A 17,851-nucleotide genomic window follows, 5' to 3' on the forward strand; every position below is an offset into this window, starting at 1 on the left:
GCTCTAAAATTTGCACGATAGGTAGCATTGCGTCGTGAGTGGATCGAGGTCCCGTGTGATCGATAGCTCGATCGATAACGAGAGTATCCCAGCCTAGGTCGAGCGGCCTGGCGCCAGCGCTTACGCCCAGCGATACTGCGAGCGCGCGATGTCACAATCTACACACAGACCGTCGTAATATGGACGGAAGCCGCACGCCAGCCCTGGCTGTTGAGGCCATAGCCTCAATTATACGACGGTGACCTGCGCGTGCCCCTCAGTATTCACGAATGCTCTCATCCAACCCACGTAGCAGAGGATACAAGAAGTAAGATATCACACGCCGTTGGCCCACCTTCAGTTCCGCCGTGATAGCCATACCTGGAAGCAACTGCATGTGCTCCGGCTGCCGGCGCAATTTCATATCGGCGACATCGACCAGAACCCGATAATACGGTGTCTGGATACGATGCGTCGGCTCGTTCTTGGCATCCGGCGTGAAGGCGTCGTAACTGACCACACGAACTGTACCTGAGCCGGCGCCGAACTTCTGGAACGGATACGCTTCATATTTGATCCGGACCGACTGTCCGATCCCGATCTGGCCGATATCACGTCCCTCGACATCAACCTCGGCCTGTAATGGCACGTCTCGCGGCACCAGAACAAACAGCGTTTCCGCCTCCCGCGCAACCGACCCGACCGTGCGGTTGGCGATCTCTAGTACGATGGCATCCGCCGGAGCGGTTAGCACGATCAGCTTTCGGCGAAGCTCGGCCTTCTTGAGATCCTCGGCAGCACTATTACGTTTTGCTACCGTCTCCACCAAATCCTGAGATGCCTGCTTGCGAAAGTCCTCGATAAACACTTGACGATCAGCCGACACCTTGTCGACGCGGTGGGAATAATCTACTTGACTACCACGGACGCGCGAAAGATTGCTTTCAATATCAAGTCTGGCGTCCTGAGACAGTAGAAAATTCAGGCGCGATCCAACCTTTTTGTCCATCAAAGTACTGCGCATCGATTCAATCGAGTTCATAGTCTCCAATCGCTGCACCAGAACAGCTTCCTCGCTCCGGCTGGTCTCCAGGTTTGCGCGTGCGCTCGCGATCTGAGCATCGAAGTTTTTCAATTGAGCAGCATTGAATAACTTCCGCTGCCGAAACAGTTTGTCCTGAAGGACTTGATCCGTATCCGAAGGATTAGTGACGGTGTAGTCTTGCCCCGCCAGTTCGGCATTGAGCCGATTAATTGCGGCATCCAGTTCTGCTGCCCGAACGCGAAGCTGGTCAAGGTCGGCCTGTGAAAAGGTCGGATCGAGCGTCGCGAGTACATCGCCGCGATTGACGACATCGCCAGCCCTGACATGGATCTCACGAATGACCGATGTCTCCAGCGGCTGAACGACAAGGTTTGGCCGGGTCGTGATCAACTTGCCTTGCGCGGTCACGATCATATCGATATGCGAAACGGTGGCCCACACCGTGGCCGCGAATATCAACGCCACTACGCAATACAGCGTCGTACGCGCTAGACGCGGCGGCTTGCGCTCCTCGATCTCCATCGCATCCGACTGAAATTCGTTGACGATGGGTGGTCTTGCCGGAAGCGCTCTCGATATGTCGCGTTTGCGACGCCGATTGTCGCGCAGCCTAGCCAGGCCGCTTTGCTTGACCTGGGCCGGCTTCTTGAAATCGTCCGACTTTTCTGTAGAGCCGGTCATGCGACGTGCCTCATCTGTTGATTCCACAGATGACGATACATCGAACACTTTTTCAAAAGACCGTCATGACGATCGATATCGATGACGCGCCCCCGGTCGATGACGAGTATCGCGTCCGCCTCGGACAACATCGAGAGCCGATGCGACACGATGATTACGGTGCGCCCTGAAGCGATCCGCCGCAGATTCCTGCGAATGATCATCTCGCTTTCAGAATCGAGCGCACTCGTCGCTTCATCGAGTATCAGTACGCGAGGATTGACGATCAGCGCACGGGCGATCGCAAGTCGCTGCTTCTGCCCTCCTGAGAGATTCGATGCGTTCTCCTCGAGCATCGTGTCGAAACCACGTGGCAAACGCTCAATAAATTCATCGGCGCCAGCCAGTTGGGCCGCCTGCACAACTTCAGAAAAAGTCGCCCCCCGTTTCACGCTTGCGATGTTGTCCCGCACGGTGCCGCGAAACAGGAAATTGTCCTGCAATACCAGACCGAGATTCTGACGCAGATGCGCAAGGTCTAGCTCACGCGCGTCATAGCCATCGACCCGCACCAGTCCATCCTGAACTGGGTGAAGACCAGATATCATACGGGTAATCGTCGTCTTTCCAGAACCGCTCCTGCCGACGATTCCGAACACCTTGCCCGGTTCGATACCGAAAGACACGTTGTCGAGTGCCAGCGGTGCATCGGGACTGTAACGAAACGATACGTTCTCGAACTCGATCTTTCCAGTCAGCTCCGGCCGCAGTCCCTCGCGAGAGGTCTCTCGTTCCGGCTTCTGGTTCATCACTTCGCCGAGCATCCTCACCGCAAGCGCGACTTCCTGATACTCATGAACCATTGTCACCATTTGAACGAGCGGTCCCGAAACCCGGTTAGCAAGCATGTTGAACGCGACAAGCGCGCCGATCGTCATTTCACCGCTAAAGACGTCCAATGCCCCCAGGCCAATGATTCCAAGGGACATCAGCTTCTCCAGCAATCCGGTGATCGATTGTGCGCCTGCCGAAAGCTTTTCAACGCCGAAACGCATTTGCGTCGACTGCGCGCAACGATCATCCCACTGCCGCCCCTGCAATGGCTCCATCGCAAGCGACTTCACCGTGCGCATACCATGGACGGTTTCGACGAGAAGGGCTTGGCGCGTAGCCTCTGCTTCATAAAGCGATAACAATCGACGCTGGAACGGACCCATCAACAAAACGACAATCGTCCCGCTAAGTGCGGTAAAGGCCAGCACGAGACCGGTCAGCTTAACGCTGTAGAATGCGAGCACCGGAATGAAGACGAATAGCGAAATGGTATCCAGCATCGTGACGAACATCCTGCCCGTCAGGAATTCACGGATACGCGCCGCCTGTTGCATATGCTTGACAAGGACGCCTGCGGAGATGTGCTCAAAGAAAGCGACAGGTAAACCAAGCAGATGACCGAACGTCTTGGTGGCGACGCGAATGTCTACCCGGTTAGTGGCATAGAGCATCAGATAGCGGCGGAGAAACCCGAAAATCGCATCGAATATCAACGCGCCGATCGCGCCGACCGCCAGGACATACAACGTTGTGAAGCTTTCGTGGACAAGAACCTTGTCAATCACGAGCTGAAAGAAAATTGGAAGAACCAGCCCCAGCGCGTAAAGAAGGATCGCGGCGACGGCAACATCAACGAACAACCGCCACTCGCGCAGCAACTCCGGGACAAACCAACGAAAGCTGAAGTTCCCTAGTTCGCCGGCCGAACGATTATTGCGTTTGACCAGGAAGACGACGCCGCTCCAGTTGGCGCAGAAGCGAGCCCTATCCACGATGACAGGCTCATTCAAACGCTCGGCAAGCGGATCGATCACCTGAACAAACTGCTCGCCGTCCGGCGCCGCAGCGGCAGCGGTCACCACGACCCAATTGCCGTTAGCGAGTTGCACCACGGCGGGGTATGCCTCGCCGAGCTCAAACAACGTTCGCCAGTCGGTCGTCGTGGTGCGCGCGCGCAACCCTGCTCTCTTCGCCATCCGCAGCATCATCGCCCGCGACACAGTTTCCTGGCCGATGGCGTACGTATGCTTCAGGCGTTCTACCGAAAGGTCGATGCCGTGATGAGCCGCAACCCACGCAAGACATTCGAGCGCCGTCCGACTCCCCGCATCAGAACCTTCAGCCTGAGGGAGGCTTACGACTTCGGCTACGCAGTTGTCATTCTGAGCAGCCTCAGCGGAAATTGGTTGAGACATTGGGTAGCCGCGGGTTCTGAGAATGATCGGCACTTTCAGGCGTCGCACCGGCACGCGCCGGCTCAGGCTGTACTCTCGGTGCGTTTCGTTTCACGACGCCTGCATCGACCAAACCCTGCAATGCGTTCTGCATCACTTCCACCGAGTTGGCGAAGCCTTCGATCGAAAAGATGACCCGCTGGCAAAACACCTTCTTTGGCGTATTGTTGGCATCGCGCTCGGTTGGCGATAGGCTGACGAGATCGACACGAACGATCGAACCGCCAACCATTATCTCACCGATTCCGTCCGTGTAGATTTGATCGTGCATTGTGTCCTCCTATTCAGTTAGCCGTCGGGATAAACGCTCGTGCGGAATGGAGCCGATGCGCTGGCCGCGCGAGTGGTGGCCGACATGCCATTGGCGTGATCGCGTGAAGAAACTAGATAGGCAGAATATGTCGTCGCCAAATGACACGAGCCAACATAGTCCGTTCCAAAAAGTGGTTGTCCGAACGTGCAGAATCGGCCCCGAGTCGGCTGCCTCATAATTTAACTGCTGCAACGACGTTGCCCTGGTTAGGACAACCAGCCGAGTCCTATGCGTGAGCAAGGATTAAGGTAGCCCTGACCATCATCGGGGCGGCAATCGTGATTACCATCATGATGCCTCCTCTTTGATTTTCGGGGAAGAAGCCGAACGCAGTGCTTCAAATTGATCTTCGCGATTCCGCCCAAGAGGCGTCGCCAGAAAACTTTCGCAACGCCTATAACCTCTGGAAAACACAAGTCTTCTTTTGATTTTCCGGTCGGTATGGAAACTAAGACGTTTGCCTATAGGTTGAACGAACGCCGTCTTTCGGACCTGCGCCGGACCCTTCATGGCAAGCTTGCCCCTCATCCTTCGAATGGCAGCCATTTCAAGAGAAAATTTCTCATGTTGGGTAACGATCCGTCCGAGCGAAAAAGTGAGAAAGACCTGTCTGGTTTGATCAACTGAGTTGGCACGCATGGCAACACTCGCTCACCACAGCCCCCGTCTTTGGTGTGTCTCACAGCGCCCCCAAAGGTTCAACGCAACTTTAAGAAAAACTCTGCACCAGGGTTAAACTGCGGAGAGCCTAAACCGCCGTGGGTTTACCGGAATCCGTTTCGTTTGGGTCACGCTGCCATGGCTTTCTCTTGCAGCGTACGTATTAGCGCTCCTCGGCTTCGGCCGGCGGGATGTTGCCGATGGGCCCTAGCAGCTGGCGATTGTTGAACTAGTCGACCCAGTGGCAGCCAATTTCAACTTGACGGTCACGGGTTTGTCGTCAGGAAACTGGCTCCGAATAATTCGGCCTCCGCCATATCGGCGCCGATCGGCAATAAGGATGGAACTGATCAGAAAATAGGCGTTAGCGTAACAGGCAACATGAAAGAGACGGTGCGAGCACCGAGATATTGTCACTCATAGATTGGATAAATTGGACGGGTTGCAACAGGGACATATGTCCGCAATGAAGCGCAGAAAAGATTCGGGGTCCACCGGCTCATCTCTCGGGCGAGGTCAAGTAAGCCTCTCAACGCGGCAGAGTGGTTGAATGCGGAACAGACGGCTGAGAAGGCGACCGGCTCGGCTTCGTCGTAAACGGTCAGAAAATCGACGCCCGGTATCGGCTGAAGCGCCGCGGACGCACCGACAATGGTGACGCCAAAATCCTGCGCGGCCATTTTTAGTATAGATCAAAGAAACAAGCGGGAGCCGTCCGCCAAGAGTCGGGGGAGCGGCTGAGGGTACTGCGTCCAAGTCTATTGATATTGGAACGGACGACGCATTCGGGCAAGTCCTTATGCAATGACTTCGATATCTCCATCTCGCGAGGATATTCCTAGCCTGTCGGCATACGCACGCAGCGTGCGCGCGGGCTAATGTTTGTTTTTGGATTGATGATACTGATCGCACCAGGATATAATCATAAAACTCAATGCAATAGGTGTCGGCGACGTAATCCCAGATGGCCCTCATTTGCCACGCGGCCCGTCCCGCCCGTTCCTGGAAGAAGAGGATTTGCCTCCTGAGACAAGCGAAACTGCACTTGCCCTTTCATTGGTGGAGGCTGTATGTTTTTGCAGTCGCTGCCCTTCTCCATCTCCCCTCCCCTGCACTCAGCGAGGGCATAAAGCTCACCGGGTGGCCGCTTACCTCCGTGGGGCGGGTCAATGTCATCACCGGAGCGGGACGCCGGTCCCAATGCACCGGGACCCTAGTTGGCTCTCGTCACGTCCTCACGGCGGCTCACTGTCTCTTCAATACCGCACGAGGCACGTGGGCTCACCCGACCTCCATTCACTTTGTGGCCGGTTACGCGAAGGGTGAGTTTAAGGCGCACTCGCTAGCAGCCTCCTATGTGAAGAGTGAAGAGTTTGAGGTGACGACGCCGCTACAGCCCGCGATGGCGTCTCGGGACTGGGCGATTATCGAGCTTGCTGAGCCGATCGACCTCAAGCCCATCAGAGTTCAATCCGTGAACGAAGGTGACGTCGCATCGTCCGGGATCGTGAGAGCTGGTTATCGAGGGGATCGCGCCCACGTGCTGACAGTCCAGCAGGACTGCTCGGTCAGGCCCGTCTCTACTCCCGCCGCCCTCTTGCTTCATACGTGTAGCTCAGTCTCGGGCGAGTCGGGGTCGGCGCTCTTAAGGGTGGGGAGGCGCGGTGAGCCGGAGATCGTTGGGATCCTTGTCGCCAGTTCTAAACACGAAAGCGCGCCACCGTCATTGGCAGTGCCGTCCAGCACCTTCGCGGATGCCGTCAAAACGGCGCTCAGCCGGTAAAGGCGCAGCCCTTGAGTTATAATAGCAGAGTTTCGCTCTCCCCGCACCGATGTAGTTTCTGAGCATAATGCTTGGGGCCTCTCCCCACACGCGTTCACACTTGGAAGCCATCGCCCACCCTCAAGAGCCAGATCGATTCATCTTCGATCCAGTCCATCAAATACCGGGACTAAACAACTAGGTCGGGCGAGGCAGAATCCTATCCCGGATCCGGGGGCGGTTGGTTCTCTCGCTTAAAAATGTCGTGCGGATTAATGATATAGTGTATAAGTTAAAGAGGTTTTCTTATTTCTAGATATGTTTGCGTTGATAGTTCGAGCAATGTGGGAGACGCAGATGTTCACCCCGGCGTTCCTTGGCACTAAACCTTTTTTCGGTATTATTTTCGCTCTGATGGTCGCAGCCGGGACTGGCTATGTGTATTATAATGGCGGTTTATCCACCGATCTACCCGCCTCTCCTCCCCAGTGGAAGCCGGGCGGCGTCCATGGAGCGCCAGGGCCTTTGATGGGAGCGACGGGGCTTCCCCTGCTTGTTGCTTATTGCGTTTATCGCCTTGTCCGCCGCCGTCGCAAAGCTGAGTGAGACTGTTTGACGTGCCACGCGATGCCCGGCTCAAGACCGGGCATCGAGCGGATCCTACCAACCGAGCGGCCTTCGTGGATGAAGCAATAGTCGTCTTTCAGCTTGTCGCCGGCAATGACGGTGAGACGGATTAGGAGTAAGAGCCTATTTGAAAATTGTTCTAGTTCGGGATTTCGGTCTGGCTGCGAATGTGATTCATACTTCGGATGTGGACACGCAAGCAGCGAGGCCGAATGGGGCCAGGATCGCCCGGCAAACCAAGCGCTATCCGTCTGACCTGACGGACGAGGAAGGGGAAAGGATCGCGCCGCTGATGCCGAAGCCTGGACGCCGAGGCGGGCCCCGTGAAATCGAGTTTGGCGAAGTTATCAACGCGGTGCGCTATCTCGTGGGCTCGGGATGCGCCTGGCAGATGCCGCCCGTTGCATTTCGGCCACTGGCCGACGGTCTACGGCTGGTTCCGCGAGTTGGCAAAGACTCTAACGGGCTGATAGGTAGAGAAAATTTCAACATGTGCGGAAAAATTTGGATAACAGTTTATTTTTTAATCCTGTTGGGATATAATTTAGTTAGCGCTTAACGTGCCTGGAGCGTAGCCATGCTTACTGTAATTCTTAAAATGATCCTTTTCTCCTTGGCCTTGGTCGGCGTAGCAACAACCGGTTACATTTATTATAATGGTGGTTTATCGCCTGATACATGGATCTTTCAAGGCGGATTTCCCGCCAACTGGAAGAACGGAGGTGTTCATGGTGCTCCGGGCCCATTGGTGGGAGCCGCTGGACTTCCTGTGCTCTTAGTAGCATATGGCATGTACCGGCTCATCAAAGGTGGTCATAAAGCTGACTAACGGGAAGAGCCTTGCTCTTCCGAAGATTGGCGGCTTTGAGTTCGATCGCCGTGTGCCACAGCATAAGCCTTTTCCGTTCGCGCAACGCAAAGCAATCTGCATGAAGCGTTTGGCCTTGCTGTAGTGTGCGGCGTCGAGGGCTTGTGCGCGTGTGCCTGATACCCAAGCGAGCGAAAGGCCCTTGGATGCGGCCCAAGCTGTTGTCGGTTGTACAAGGGGTAATGGTTAAGCGCGGTTTTCAGGCCATATTTGATATCTTGTTGCGCAGGAGGATCAGATCCAAGACAAGCAGGTCATCGATCTGACTGTTGGGGTGGCCATTGACTATCCCTGATGATGTTGGGAGGATGCGACTGTTGCCGATGAGGCGTGTTAGCCTTTGCCAGCGCGACAGTGCGTATCGGATGGTTCCTGCGAGTTGTGTCCTCTGATTGATCAGGACAAGCTTGGCGTGGAGCTGGAGGTGAGTTCGTCGATAATCGGTCGGGCTCTTCTCTTGGCGGACGGTGCGACGCTCGTTGGCGGTGCGGCCACGGATCACGCTTCGATCGCATAGAGCCCAACAATGCGTTGGAGCGCCTCGCTGGCGATCGGTGCAGGAGCGCAAGGGCAAGCTCATAGAGAAGTGTCGGCGGACTTCACAGCGGAGATTTGTCGAACATACTATTGGCCAGCAGCTTCTGGTGTGCGAGTGGCCATGCATCGCATGAGGTCATTTAGGCAGACCTGAGGGAGTTAATTTCAGTCCCGGAAAGCGCGTAGTCATCGCTGTATGGAGAAATTTCAGGTGTCCAATCTGAGTTTCGAGCTCTATCAACCGGCGTTCTCCATTCTTGATTTCGGTACTTAATAAGTCTTGAAGTTTATTGTCGGCTGCATCGCGTTCAAGATATTCGTCAGTTCCGTTTCCGAAGGTCACGGCCGCACGTGCGAGCGCGTCCTCGAGACGTCGATTTAAACCGATGCGTTCAGCTTCTGCAATTTTGATTGCACTCTCTATCGCTTCGGCGACTGGCCTGAGGCGCGCCTGATCGGAATCAATATTACGGGCATCGGAACGTGTCCTGAAAAGCTTTTGTGCTCGCCCTAGTAGCAACATTGGTGATCTCGCGAGAAAATAATCCAATATATTATTAATTATAATGGCTATGGCTGTTAAAGCCTAGAGCATTTTCGAGTTACATTAAATCGCTAAGTTTGATTCACGGGCCCCGAGTCCGGGAGTCCTTCATGCCCGCACCATTGTCGCGGGACGACCGTGCGCGTCCGCATTGCCCGCCGGTCGAGGGAGGGGGTCGAATTGAACGCCGGGCGTTTCGGCTGCCGAGTTGAAGGTTGATTAAGATGATAACATCAGCCGCGATCCCGGTCTCAGACTTCCCCGTAGCGTGGAAGACGAGCGATGTCCTTGAGCAGCGGGGCGGTGGAATCGCGCGCAGAAAGAGAAGGGTTGTCGATCCCCCAGGCTATCGCCAGTTCTGGATCGTTCCAGCGCACGACGATTTCGTCCTTCAGACTATAATTATTGTCGCACTTGTAGGAGAAATCGGCGGTGTCCGATAGCACAACAAACCCGTGAGCAAAGCCACGCGGCACCCAAAGTTGACGACGATTTTCATCATCGAGTTCCACGGCAACATGCCGGCCGAAGGTCGGGCTGCCATGTCGGACATCCACGGCAACATCCAAAACGCGTCCCCTGGCGACGCTAACGAGCTTGCCCTGGCTCATCGGGTTCTGAAAATGAAGCCCTCGTAGCACGTCACGGCCGGATCGTGATAAATTGTCCTGCACGAAGGGCCGCGAAATCCCATGTGTGGCGTATCTTTCCAATTGATAGGTCTCCAGAAAGAAACCTCTGGAGTCGCCGACGATCCGGGGCTCGATAATCAGCACTTCGGGGATGGCTGTAGATATGACGTTCATATAAAGAAGATTTCTCTGAGCGCGGTCTAATTAATTTTTATAAAGTAGGATATAGCATCAAACTCGTGCCACTGGTCGCGTTGGTTGTTGCTTTATAGTTTTATAGTTTAATTTTTTAATTTTTTGAGGCTCCATGAAAGGCATTATCCTAGCCGGCGGAACTGGTTCCCGTCTTTTTCCGGTTACGACTGTCGTCTCCAAGCAATTGCTTCCGGTGTTCGACAAGCCGATGATTTACTATCCCCTTTCCGTGCTGATGTTTGCTGGAATTCGCGAAATATTACTGATTACTACGCCTCAAGATCAGATGCTGTTTCAACGCTTGCTCGGTGACGGTAGTGATTTCGGATTGAGATTTTCATATGCCGCTCAGGATCATCCTCGAGGACTGGCTGACGCCTTTATCGTTGGACGCGATTTCATCGGATCAGATGCGGTCGCTTTGGTCCTGGGCGATAACATATTCTACGGACACGGCTTGCCCGAGCTTCTGATCAAGGCATCGGCCCGTAGAGTGGGAGCCACGATATTCGGCAATGTGGTCAACAACCCGGCTCAGTATGGCGTGGTTGAACTTGATGCTTCCGGCCGCGCAATTTCGATCGAGGAGAAACCAGCGAAACCGAGATCCAACATCGCCGTGACCGGACTCTATTTTTATGATAACGACGTCGTCGAAATTGCGGGCAGTATCAAGCCATCACCTCGTGGTGAAATCGAGATTACAGACATTAATTTAGCCTACAGGGAACGCGGCGATCTCTTTGTCGAGGTTCTGGGCCGTGGCTTTGCCTGGCTCGACACGGGGACGCATTCTTCGCTCGTCGAGGCGAGTCATTTCGTTCAAGTTCTGGAGCAGCGCCAAGGCTTGCGGATCGCCTGTCCTGAAGAGATCGCGCTCCGTCAGGGCTATATTTCTCTGGAGCAGTTTGGTCGCGCGGCCAGCAAATGCGCGAAAAGCAGCTATGGCGAATATTTAATGTCCGTTTATCGTAACTTCGAAGCGGACCAATACTAACAGGTTCAAGCTATGCGATTCAAGGGAATGACGATTTTCGTGACCGGTGGCGCTGGCTTCATTGGGTCAGCGGTGTGCCGGCATCTTCTTGCCGAGACGCAAGCAAACATCGTCAACCTCGACAAGCTGACCTATGCGGCGAATCTTGACAATATCCCGAATGGCGTCAGCAACTCACGTTACGCCTTTAAACGCGCCGACATTTGCAATGCGCCGTTGCTACGACAGCTTTTTTCAGAATTCCAACCTGACGCGGTGATGAACCTTGCCGCGGAAAGCCATGTCGATCGATCGATTGACGGTCCAGGTGAGTTCATGCAGACCAACGTAGTCGGCACGTTTTCATTGCTACAGGAGGCGCTGCGTTATTATCGCGGACTGAACGATACACAGCGCGCAGGATTTCGCTTTCTGCACGTCTCCACGGATGAAGTTTTCGGCTCTCTCGGAGAAAGCGGCTATTTTTCAGAGACTTCACCCTATGCTCCGAATTCGCCTTACTCGGCAAGCAAGGCTTCGTCGGACCACTTGGTTCGGGCATGGCATGAAACTTATGGGCTACCGACACTCATTACCAATTGTTCGAACAATTATGGCCCATACCATTTTCCCGAGAAACTGATTCCTCATACGATCATCAAAGGACTGTCAGGTGAGGGATTGCCTGTTTATGGCGACGGTCAAAACATCCGTGACTGGCTCTTTGTTGAAGACCACGCGAAGGCTCTTACGCTAGTGCTCGAGCGTGGCAGGGTCGGGCAGACTTACAACATTGGGGGACGCAATGAGCGCACAAATCTTCGGGTTGTGGAGACCATTTGCGATTTGCTGGATGAGCTTGCGCCACGTACGATTGCCCCTCGGCGCGATTTGATCTCATTTGTTGTCGATCGACCGGGGCATGATCGCCGCTATGCCATTGATGCCTCCAAGATCGAGCGCGAACTCGGTTGGAAGGCGGAGAGAAACTTCGAAAGCGGAATTGAAAGGACGGTGCGCTGGTACATTGACCAGCAGCATTGGTGGAAAGCCATTCTTGCAGGAGGTTATGCTTCGATCCGCGTCGGACTTGGTCAATAACCAGCAGAGGCTCGACCTCACAACGCTCCGGCAATCGGTAGCACGTCATGCCGTCAGGTACCGCATGAGCCGCGGATCCACTTCCGGCATATCTGCCGCGCATCGAGATGGTGGTCGATATCCTCGAAGATGGGATCATAACCGTTAGTGAGACCAGGGCTGGACAGGGGTCGGTAGCATCACCGCTGCTCTCCAACGTCTACCTGCACTACGTCTTCGATCCATGGGCTGAACGCCGGCGACGACGACAGGCCACGGGCGATATGATTATCCTGCGCTACGCTGATGACATCATCGTCGCCTTCTGCAGCGCTTCCACTGTGACAGCCATGATCAATTGCACTCGCGCCTTCAAGACTTCATCGAAGCCTACAATTTTGGCCGCCGCCTCAAGACGCTCCATGCACGAGATTGCCTGCTGTTTCGCGTAATGCACGACCGTCATACCAGCCGTCGATTCATTTCCGCGCGTCTTTGTCGCAGAGGTCTTGATTTTCCGCGATAACGGTCCGTGGTAACAATTCGAAATAGCCGAATCAATTAGCTCTTGCGTTTCTGATATATGCATCTAAATTTCAACTATAAGACGTAACTACACCAGACCAGTACCCAATGTTGAGTTCAATGAATGCCCGGAGAGGCTACACAAATAGAAGGCGTGCCGTGATCCGATAAACAAGTAGGGAGGAAGCATATTGACTGCGCAAAAGCCCAGCACATTCGCTACGAGTGTATTGGAATCGATGACCCTTGATGAGCTCTGGTCGCTGTATGAAGAGATAGGCGGTATGCTTACAGATCGGATCCGGGCAGAAAAACGCGAGCTGGAAAAGCGTTTGGCTGTACTTCATCGAGGAATGGCCTCGCCGGAGGAGCAAGCTGGGCACGAAGCCGATCCAGTTGCCAAGAGACGACGGAAGTATCCGCGTGTTCTCCCAAAATACCGCAATCCTCAAAGTCCTTCCGAGACATGGTCCGGTCGGGGCAAGTTACCGCGTTGGCTAGTGATCGCCACAAAGAACGGACGACGGATCGAGGAATTTCGAATCGTCGACGCAAACGTCCCTCTAAAAAGACAAAGAGCTTAGGCTCTTGCGTGTGATCTTGCACGCTATCATCCCCGCATTTGTTCGCACGCTTGGAAGTTTGCGCACATCGGACCGTCCTCGGCCTCAAAAATGTAACGCTCTCGTGAGCATTATCCGACGGAGTATACGATCGGTCTATATCCGACCGTATTGCGTAAGCGCCGCTTCATCCTATCGCAAATCAACCGCGATGAGAGCTAACAGGCGTTCCTACCCCGTAGAACTTCCAAGGGGGTTTGCATCAGAATCACGAAATCTAGTCCCAGTCGCCAATTGTCGATGTACCAGAGATCGTAGTCTACGCGTCGCTCGATATGTTCGGTTGTGGGAGTAGGACCTCGATATCCATGAATCTGCGCCCATCCGGTTAGTCCCGGTTTTACGCGCTGGCGGAAGGCGTAATTTCTGACAAGCTTATCAAAGTGGTTGTCGTGAGCGATAGCGTGGGGCCTTGGTCCCACGAGCGACATGCTGCCGCCCAAGACGTTGAATAGTTGAGGTAATTCGTCGATGCTCGTCTTTCGAAGCCATCTGCCGACCCGAGTGATTCGATCGTCGACTGGACGTGCCTGAACTGCTGAAAAGCCATCTTCAAGAGTGGACATCGTTCTGAACTTGCAAATTCTGAAACCTCGTCCGTTAAAGCCAAGGCGGTGCTGTCGGAAGAAAACCGGGCCGGGAGAATCCAACCTTATCAATACCGCGACCATGACGAGCAGGGGCACTAAGAGCACTAACACCGTGCCTGCTCCGATCAAATCGATGGCGCGTTTTGCCAAGTGCTCTGTGCTGGTCAATGGACCGCGCTGCAATTCTATGCGGGTCATGTCGCCGAGATCGCAACGCGGTCTGTCCAGAATTTCTTTGGCGGCTCCGGTGGGGACAATCGTGATTGGGAAAGGCAACAATCTCAATTCGTTTGCAAATGCTCGCATCTCCGACAATCGGTTCAGATCGGCGGCGACGATCACTTCTTCAATATCCGAGCCTCGAATATGCTCTATGACATCTTTGGCAAGCCTTAGCCGCACGTTTGAACCAGCGTCCCTTGGAGGAAGAGCAAATGTGGTGCTTACATTTAGGCCGACTTTGCATAACTTTCTGCGAATGGGGTTATGCCGCTGCATGGAATCAACAATTAAGGCTACCTTGCGACCGGAAAACTTATGCTCGGCGAGCCCTTTTTTTAGCAATTCTCGGATAATTGTTCGGTTGGCGATCAAGCCAATAAGGCTAAACGCCGCAAACAGAATATTTGTTGCACGCGAAAGTTCACTGCCAATTTTCAAAGCAAATACTATGCCCGCTAGTAGCAAGAACACACTCACCCAAGCAGAAAAAATCAGACGGATCTGACGCCGCCAGATAAGCAGTTCAGTCGGTCTGTATTGGCCCTGACATTTTAGCAGCAGACAGAACAAAACAGCTACTAATGTTGCTGAACCCAAGGGCTGTTCTAATTCTATCTGCAGGCCCTCATTCAACTGATAGAGAAGGCTTGCGCAATAGCTGGCGGAGACGATTGTCGCCAAATCGAAGCCAATTGCTATTGACTCTATCCATTCATAGCGGATCGGCCATTTGCGAGCTTTGTCTAAGATAATCCGCTTTAAGTCACGGGCCGCTACTTCTCCGGCTCTCGCAGCCTCAACTTTCTGTCGGCCAACAAAATTCATGGAGAAAAACCAACTAAAGAACTCGAATTTAACGATTTTCCGCACTTTTCAATTAATTTAATATTTAATTTTAAAAAGGGTGGAAAGTCAACCTTTTGTTAAGGAGTCGTCCCTCCACTGATTTGCCCGAAAATTTCTGGGATGCAACCATCGAATGCTGCTTGTGGTTTTCCCTTTTTTGGACTTTTGATTCGAGTGCTTTTTCGCGTCAAACTCCTTTTTTATTTGTATTTTATTTCGCGCTCGAGAACGCCTCGTCCACCAGCGTACCGAATTGGTCAACGCACTCAGGGCTTGCCTCTATGAATACGGCTACCTTGTCCCCAGGGGCTCGATCGTGGGTTCGCTATCGGCAAGAGCATCACACGAGCGCGGCGCATAATTCCGGAGATACTGTCTGACGTCGAGAACGGAAATAACCGTACTCGCTCACAAAGCACCGTAAGCGTCCGGCATAGACCATAGACCGCAGTCGCGATTAATTGAGGCCGCAGCATTTCTTGTATTTCTTGCCTGAGCCACATGGGCATGGGTCGTTTCGACCGACTTTTTGCCGCTGGATCGTCGCACTTCTTTGTTCTTCCAGCCCGGCTAGCTAGGTCCCTAAAAGTTCCTCTCAATTTTCTTGGCGTCTCTAAAGTATCTGGTCTTTTAAATCACATTCCACTCGCTCCCCGACGCGGCGTACTGACCGGCGGGCAAATCGATTATTCTGCAAGCGCTCGACAAGCATCATCGGAGGATCAAATCAACAGGAAACGCCTGACAGAGTCTGGCCCGTAAAATTTTTAAACCAGCTTGAACCTTTAGTGCGCTGCAAAAAACTAACGCACTGGTGCAGTAGTTCACCGGCGATTGAAGGAATAACGGGCATGTCCCCAGAACAGCGTCTTGCCACGATAGGCCTTCGCACAAAAAATTTGGCGACAGAATTGCAGCAGCTAAACCTTCTGCGGAACAAGCTCCGTAGGCAGAATCTGACAGTCAAACGAACTAGGACCGCTAAAATTAAGGAACCGGGAATGTCACGATCAAGATTGCGGCGGGTTCCGCATTGCCGTCGGCGCCGCGGCTCTGTTAGAGGTGATTGCGGTCGGTGCAATGCTCAGACCTGAACTAGCCGATGAGAATCAGACACTAAAGCGGTGCCGACAGTTCCGTTTAATTCGGTGAAAGCGTGGTCGTTCGCGCCGCGAAGCTGCAATAGCATTCAGGGAATACAGCTGCGATCAGCGGACCCGGGCCGGTGCCCCAAACACCTTCGTCTGCGGCGGAACGTTGCGGTTGACTAACGAGTTTGCACCAACTACGGCCTGGTCGCCGATCTCGACGCCCATCTGGACGATAGTATTCGGTCCAAGATAAACGCCGTTTCCAATCTTGGTCGACGCGTAATCCACCGGCTCAACACCCAGCGACACCGAGCGCCTTACGGTATGATGGGTATAAATCTGAACCCCCGCAGATATCGAACACCAGTCTCCAATCTCGAGGCCTCCACCGGATCCGTCCAGAATACATCCAGGCCCAATCCAGGTGTGCCGGCCTACCCGCACATCCCCCAGCACGAGCACGTTATCATACATGGTGGTGCCTTCACCGAACCCATACATCGCGGCGTTGTCGGCACGGTCCGTCAATAGATCGCCTATGGAAACGCGACGATTGAATCGATCCTTCTTCCGGCGCGCCAGCGCGTTAAGGAACTGTCGGATAATCACCAGCCATGCATCCGTATCACCGGGCGTTGGAAAGCGAGTGCCGTTTGACATGTCCTATGAGCTCCAGGCAAACAGGGATGAACCGGGCAGCAATTTCCGCGACACCATGCCGTGGTCGTCAACCAGAACGCAACGTGTTCGAGCCATGGAGCGATCTTCGCATGATCAATACGTTTCTGCCGCGAACTTTCACCAGTTTTAACTAGTATGACCAGTAAATATTCGTCACGCCGAAAATTGAAAATCCTCGGATATCAATAACGATATAGTTAAACTAAGGGTGCCGCCTGTGTGGAAATTGCGTGCAACCTCAGAACAAAAGAAGGACGTCAAACTTATGGACGGCGTCCGTATATACGCAATTGGAGATATTCACGGGCGTGCTGATCTCCTTGAGAAATTACTACTCCAGATCGAAGTAGACGATAACCGGCATCCGTCAGATCGATCGCTGATAGTCTTTCTGGGTGACTACATCGATCGCGGACCAGACTCCCGAAAGGTTCTTGATATCCTTGTGGAATGCTCCACTTCCCGCGAAGCCGTGTTTCTGAAGGGCAATCATGAATCCTTCGTTCCCCGCTTCCTTCATGACCCCTCGTCGCTCAAGGATTGGCGGCTTTTCGGCGGCCTGGAAACGCTGGTATCCTACGGATTGACGCCGTCAATCAATCCAAGTGCCCACGAGCAGAACCTTCTGGCGACCGAGCTAATTAGATCCATGCCCCCACAGCATCTCAATTTCCTCGAAACGCTTGATCTGTCGTTCTGCTGCGGCGACTTCTGTTTTGTCCATGCCGGAATCCGTCCTGGAATTCCGTTAGCCAAGCAGCGGGAGGAAGATCTCCTATGGATACGCGATGATTTTCTTTCCTGGGATAAGCCGTTTGAGAAATTCATCGTGCACGGCCACACACCGGTCCGCGCGCCCGACATACGTTCGAATCGAGCGAATATTGATACGGGCGCCTTTGCGACAGGACGTCTCACCTGTCTTGCGATTGAGGGTTCAAGCATCGTCCCCCTTATCGATTTACAGAGCTGGCGACACCACGAAGACACACGGGCGTTGTCAAAGTCCCCATCCGGCTTTTGAACATCCATTGCAAGCCTGATAGAGCGCATACCCTCCTGCCAACGGTGCCAGCGGTTAAACCGTTTGATGGATACTCAAAACGG

The 17,851-nt window shown here is 53.7% G+C and carries 15 protein-coding genes and 6 pseudogenes; 10 read left to right on the forward strand and 11 right to left on the reverse strand.

The genetic code is table 11. The features are described from left to right. Nucleotides 1-256: 256 nt before the first annotated feature. The 5 genes from NWI01_RS13915 to NWI01_RS13935 all read right to left on the reverse strand — a co-directional run bounded on the left by NWI01_RS13915 (nt 257) and on the right by NWI01_RS13935 (nt 5,625). Nucleotides 257-1,705, reverse strand: coding sequence for an HlyD family type I secretion periplasmic adaptor subunit (locus NWI01_RS13915; RefSeq protein ID WP_244613772.1), 1,449 nt, complete (start codon nt 1,703-1,705; stop codon nt 257-259). Further along, nucleotides 1,702-3,933 carry a peptidase domain-containing ABC transporter gene (locus tag NWI01_RS13920; RefSeq protein ID WP_141384471.1) on the reverse strand — a complete coding sequence of 744 codons (2,232 nt, stop codon included), beginning with the start codon at nt 3,931-3,933 and terminating at the stop codon, nt 1,702-1,704. Before NWI01_RS13920 ends, NWI01_RS13915 begins: the two co-directional genes overlap by 4 nt. After that, entirely contained in the window at nt 3,911-4,243 is a 333-nt protein-coding gene (locus NWI01_RS13925; RefSeq protein WP_141384474.1) for a hypothetical protein, read from the reverse strand. The genes NWI01_RS13920 and NWI01_RS13925 overlap by 23 nt, the downstream gene beginning before the upstream one ends. Before the next feature lie 330 nt (nt 4,244-4,573). Further along, nucleotides 4,574-4,924, reverse strand: a complete 351-nt coding sequence (locus NWI01_RS13930; RefSeq protein ID WP_141384475.1) for a hypothetical protein — start codon at nt 4,922-4,924, stop codon at nt 4,574-4,576. A 434-nt stretch (nt 4,925-5,358) separates the two neighbouring features. Continuing rightward, nucleotides 5,359-5,625 (reverse strand): hypothetical protein, encoded by a 267-nt coding sequence (locus NWI01_RS13935; RefSeq protein ID WP_141384478.1) that lies wholly within the window; start codon nt 5,623-5,625, stop codon nt 5,359-5,361. A gap of 284 nt (nt 5,626-5,909) precedes the next feature. Here NWI01_RS13935 and NWI01_RS20315 point away from each other — a divergent pair, with 284 nt between their 5' ends. The 3 genes and pseudogenes from NWI01_RS20315 (at nt 5,910) to NWI01_RS13950 (ending at nt 8,163) form a co-directional block, all read left to right on the forward strand. Next, a complete protein-coding gene (locus NWI01_RS20315) occupies nt 5,910-6,728 on the forward strand; it encodes a trypsin-like serine peptidase (RefSeq protein ID WP_141384480.1) in 819 nt (272 codons plus the stop codon). Between the two features lie 791 nt (nt 6,729-7,519). Continuing rightward, a pseudogene (locus tag NWI01_RS13945) lies at nt 7,520-7,789 on the forward strand (transposase); the annotation flags it as partial. Between the two features lie 122 nt (nt 7,790-7,911). Next, nucleotides 7,912-8,163 (forward strand): hypothetical protein, encoded by a 252-nt coding sequence (locus NWI01_RS13950; RefSeq protein ID WP_141384482.1) that lies wholly within the window; start codon nt 7,912-7,914, stop codon nt 8,161-8,163. Nucleotides 8,164-8,509: 346 nt separating this feature from the next. Here the strand turns inward: NWI01_RS13950 and NWI01_RS13955 are convergent. From NWI01_RS13955 to rfbC, 3 genes and pseudogenes are all read right to left on the reverse strand, one after another. Next, nucleotides 8,510-8,783: pseudogene (locus NWI01_RS13955) on the reverse strand (IS66 family transposase); the annotation flags it as partial. Nucleotides 8,784-8,875: 92 nt separating this feature from the next. Next, the gene (locus tag NWI01_RS13960; protein ID WP_307723461.1) at nt 8,876-9,289 is read right to left on the reverse strand and encodes a hypothetical protein; all 414 of its coding nucleotides are present in this window, start codon (nt 9,287-9,289) and stop codon (nt 8,876-8,878) included. 245 nt (nt 9,290-9,534) lie between these two features. Beyond that, nucleotides 9,535-10,089: a dTDP-4-dehydrorhamnose 3,5-epimerase gene (rfbC, locus tag NWI01_RS13965; RefSeq protein ID WP_141384490.1), complete on the reverse strand. Its 555-nt coding sequence runs from the start codon at nt 10,087-10,089 to the stop codon at nt 9,535-9,537. 133 nt (nt 10,090-10,222) lie between these two features. Between rfbC and rfbA the strand changes: the two genes are divergently transcribed. The 5 genes and pseudogenes from rfbA (at nt 10,223) to NWI01_RS13985 (ending at nt 13,275) form a co-directional block, all read left to right on the forward strand. Continuing rightward, complete coding sequence (gene rfbA / locus NWI01_RS13970) at nt 10,223-11,107, forward strand: glucose-1-phosphate thymidylyltransferase RfbA (protein ID WP_141384492.1); 885 nt, start codon at nt 10,223-10,225, stop codon at nt 11,105-11,107. Between the two features lie 12 nt (nt 11,108-11,119). Continuing rightward, a complete protein-coding gene (gene rfbB, locus NWI01_RS13975; RefSeq protein ID WP_141384494.1) occupies nt 11,120-12,187 on the forward strand; it encodes a dTDP-glucose 4,6-dehydratase in 1,068 nt (355 codons plus the stop codon). A gap of 107 nt (nt 12,188-12,294) precedes the next feature. After that, nucleotides 12,295-12,489: pseudogene (locus NWI01_RS19685) on the forward strand (reverse transcriptase domain-containing protein); the annotation flags it as partial. Between the two features lie 2 nt (nt 12,490-12,491). Beyond that, a pseudogene (locus tag NWI01_RS19690) lies at nt 12,492-12,593 on the forward strand (IS3 family transposase); the annotation flags it as partial. 337 nt (nt 12,594-12,930) lie between these two features. Next, nucleotides 12,931-13,275: an H-NS histone family protein gene (locus NWI01_RS13985; protein ID WP_141384533.1), complete on the forward strand. Its 345-nt coding sequence runs from the start codon at nt 12,931-12,933 to the stop codon at nt 13,273-13,275. A gap of 197 nt (nt 13,276-13,472) precedes the next feature. On the opposite strand, the gene NWI01_RS13990 is transcribed toward NWI01_RS13985, so the two are convergent. Beyond that, nucleotides 13,473-14,996 carry an undecaprenyl-phosphate glucose phosphotransferase gene (locus NWI01_RS13990; RefSeq protein WP_244613773.1) on the reverse strand — a complete coding sequence of 508 codons (1,524 nt, stop codon included), beginning with the start codon at nt 14,994-14,996 and terminating at the stop codon, nt 13,473-13,475. Nucleotides 14,997-15,180: 184 nt separating this feature from the next. On the opposite strand from NWI01_RS13990, the pseudogene NWI01_RS20445 reads away from it, so the two are divergent. After that, a pseudogene (locus NWI01_RS20445) lies at nt 15,181-15,282 on the forward strand (IS110 family transposase); the annotation flags it as partial. Nucleotides 15,283-15,429: 147 nt separating this feature from the next. Here NWI01_RS20445 and NWI01_RS14000 read toward each other — a convergent pair. Both NWI01_RS14000 and NWI01_RS14005 read right to left on the reverse strand, forming a co-directional pair. Further along, nucleotides 15,430-15,504: pseudogene (locus tag NWI01_RS14000) on the reverse strand (SEC-C metal-binding domain-containing protein); the annotation flags it as partial. Between the two features lie 676 nt (nt 15,505-16,180). Next, nucleotides 16,181-16,723 carry an acyltransferase gene (locus NWI01_RS14005; protein ID WP_141384498.1) on the reverse strand — a complete coding sequence of 181 codons (543 nt, stop codon included), beginning with the start codon at nt 16,721-16,723 and terminating at the stop codon, nt 16,181-16,183. Between the two features lie 238 nt (nt 16,724-16,961). Between NWI01_RS14005 and NWI01_RS14010 the strand changes: the two genes are divergently transcribed. Continuing rightward, a complete protein-coding gene (locus tag NWI01_RS14010; protein WP_307723462.1) occupies nt 16,962-17,768 on the forward strand; it encodes a metallophosphoesterase family protein in 807 nt (268 codons plus the stop codon). The last annotated feature ends 83 nt before the right edge of the window (nt 17,769-17,851 follow it).

The sequence above is a fragment of the Nitrobacter winogradskyi genome (assembly GCF_006539545.1).
GTDB classification, from domain to species: Bacteria; Pseudomonadota; Alphaproteobacteria; order Rhizobiales; family Xanthobacteraceae; genus Nitrobacter; species Nitrobacter winogradskyi_A.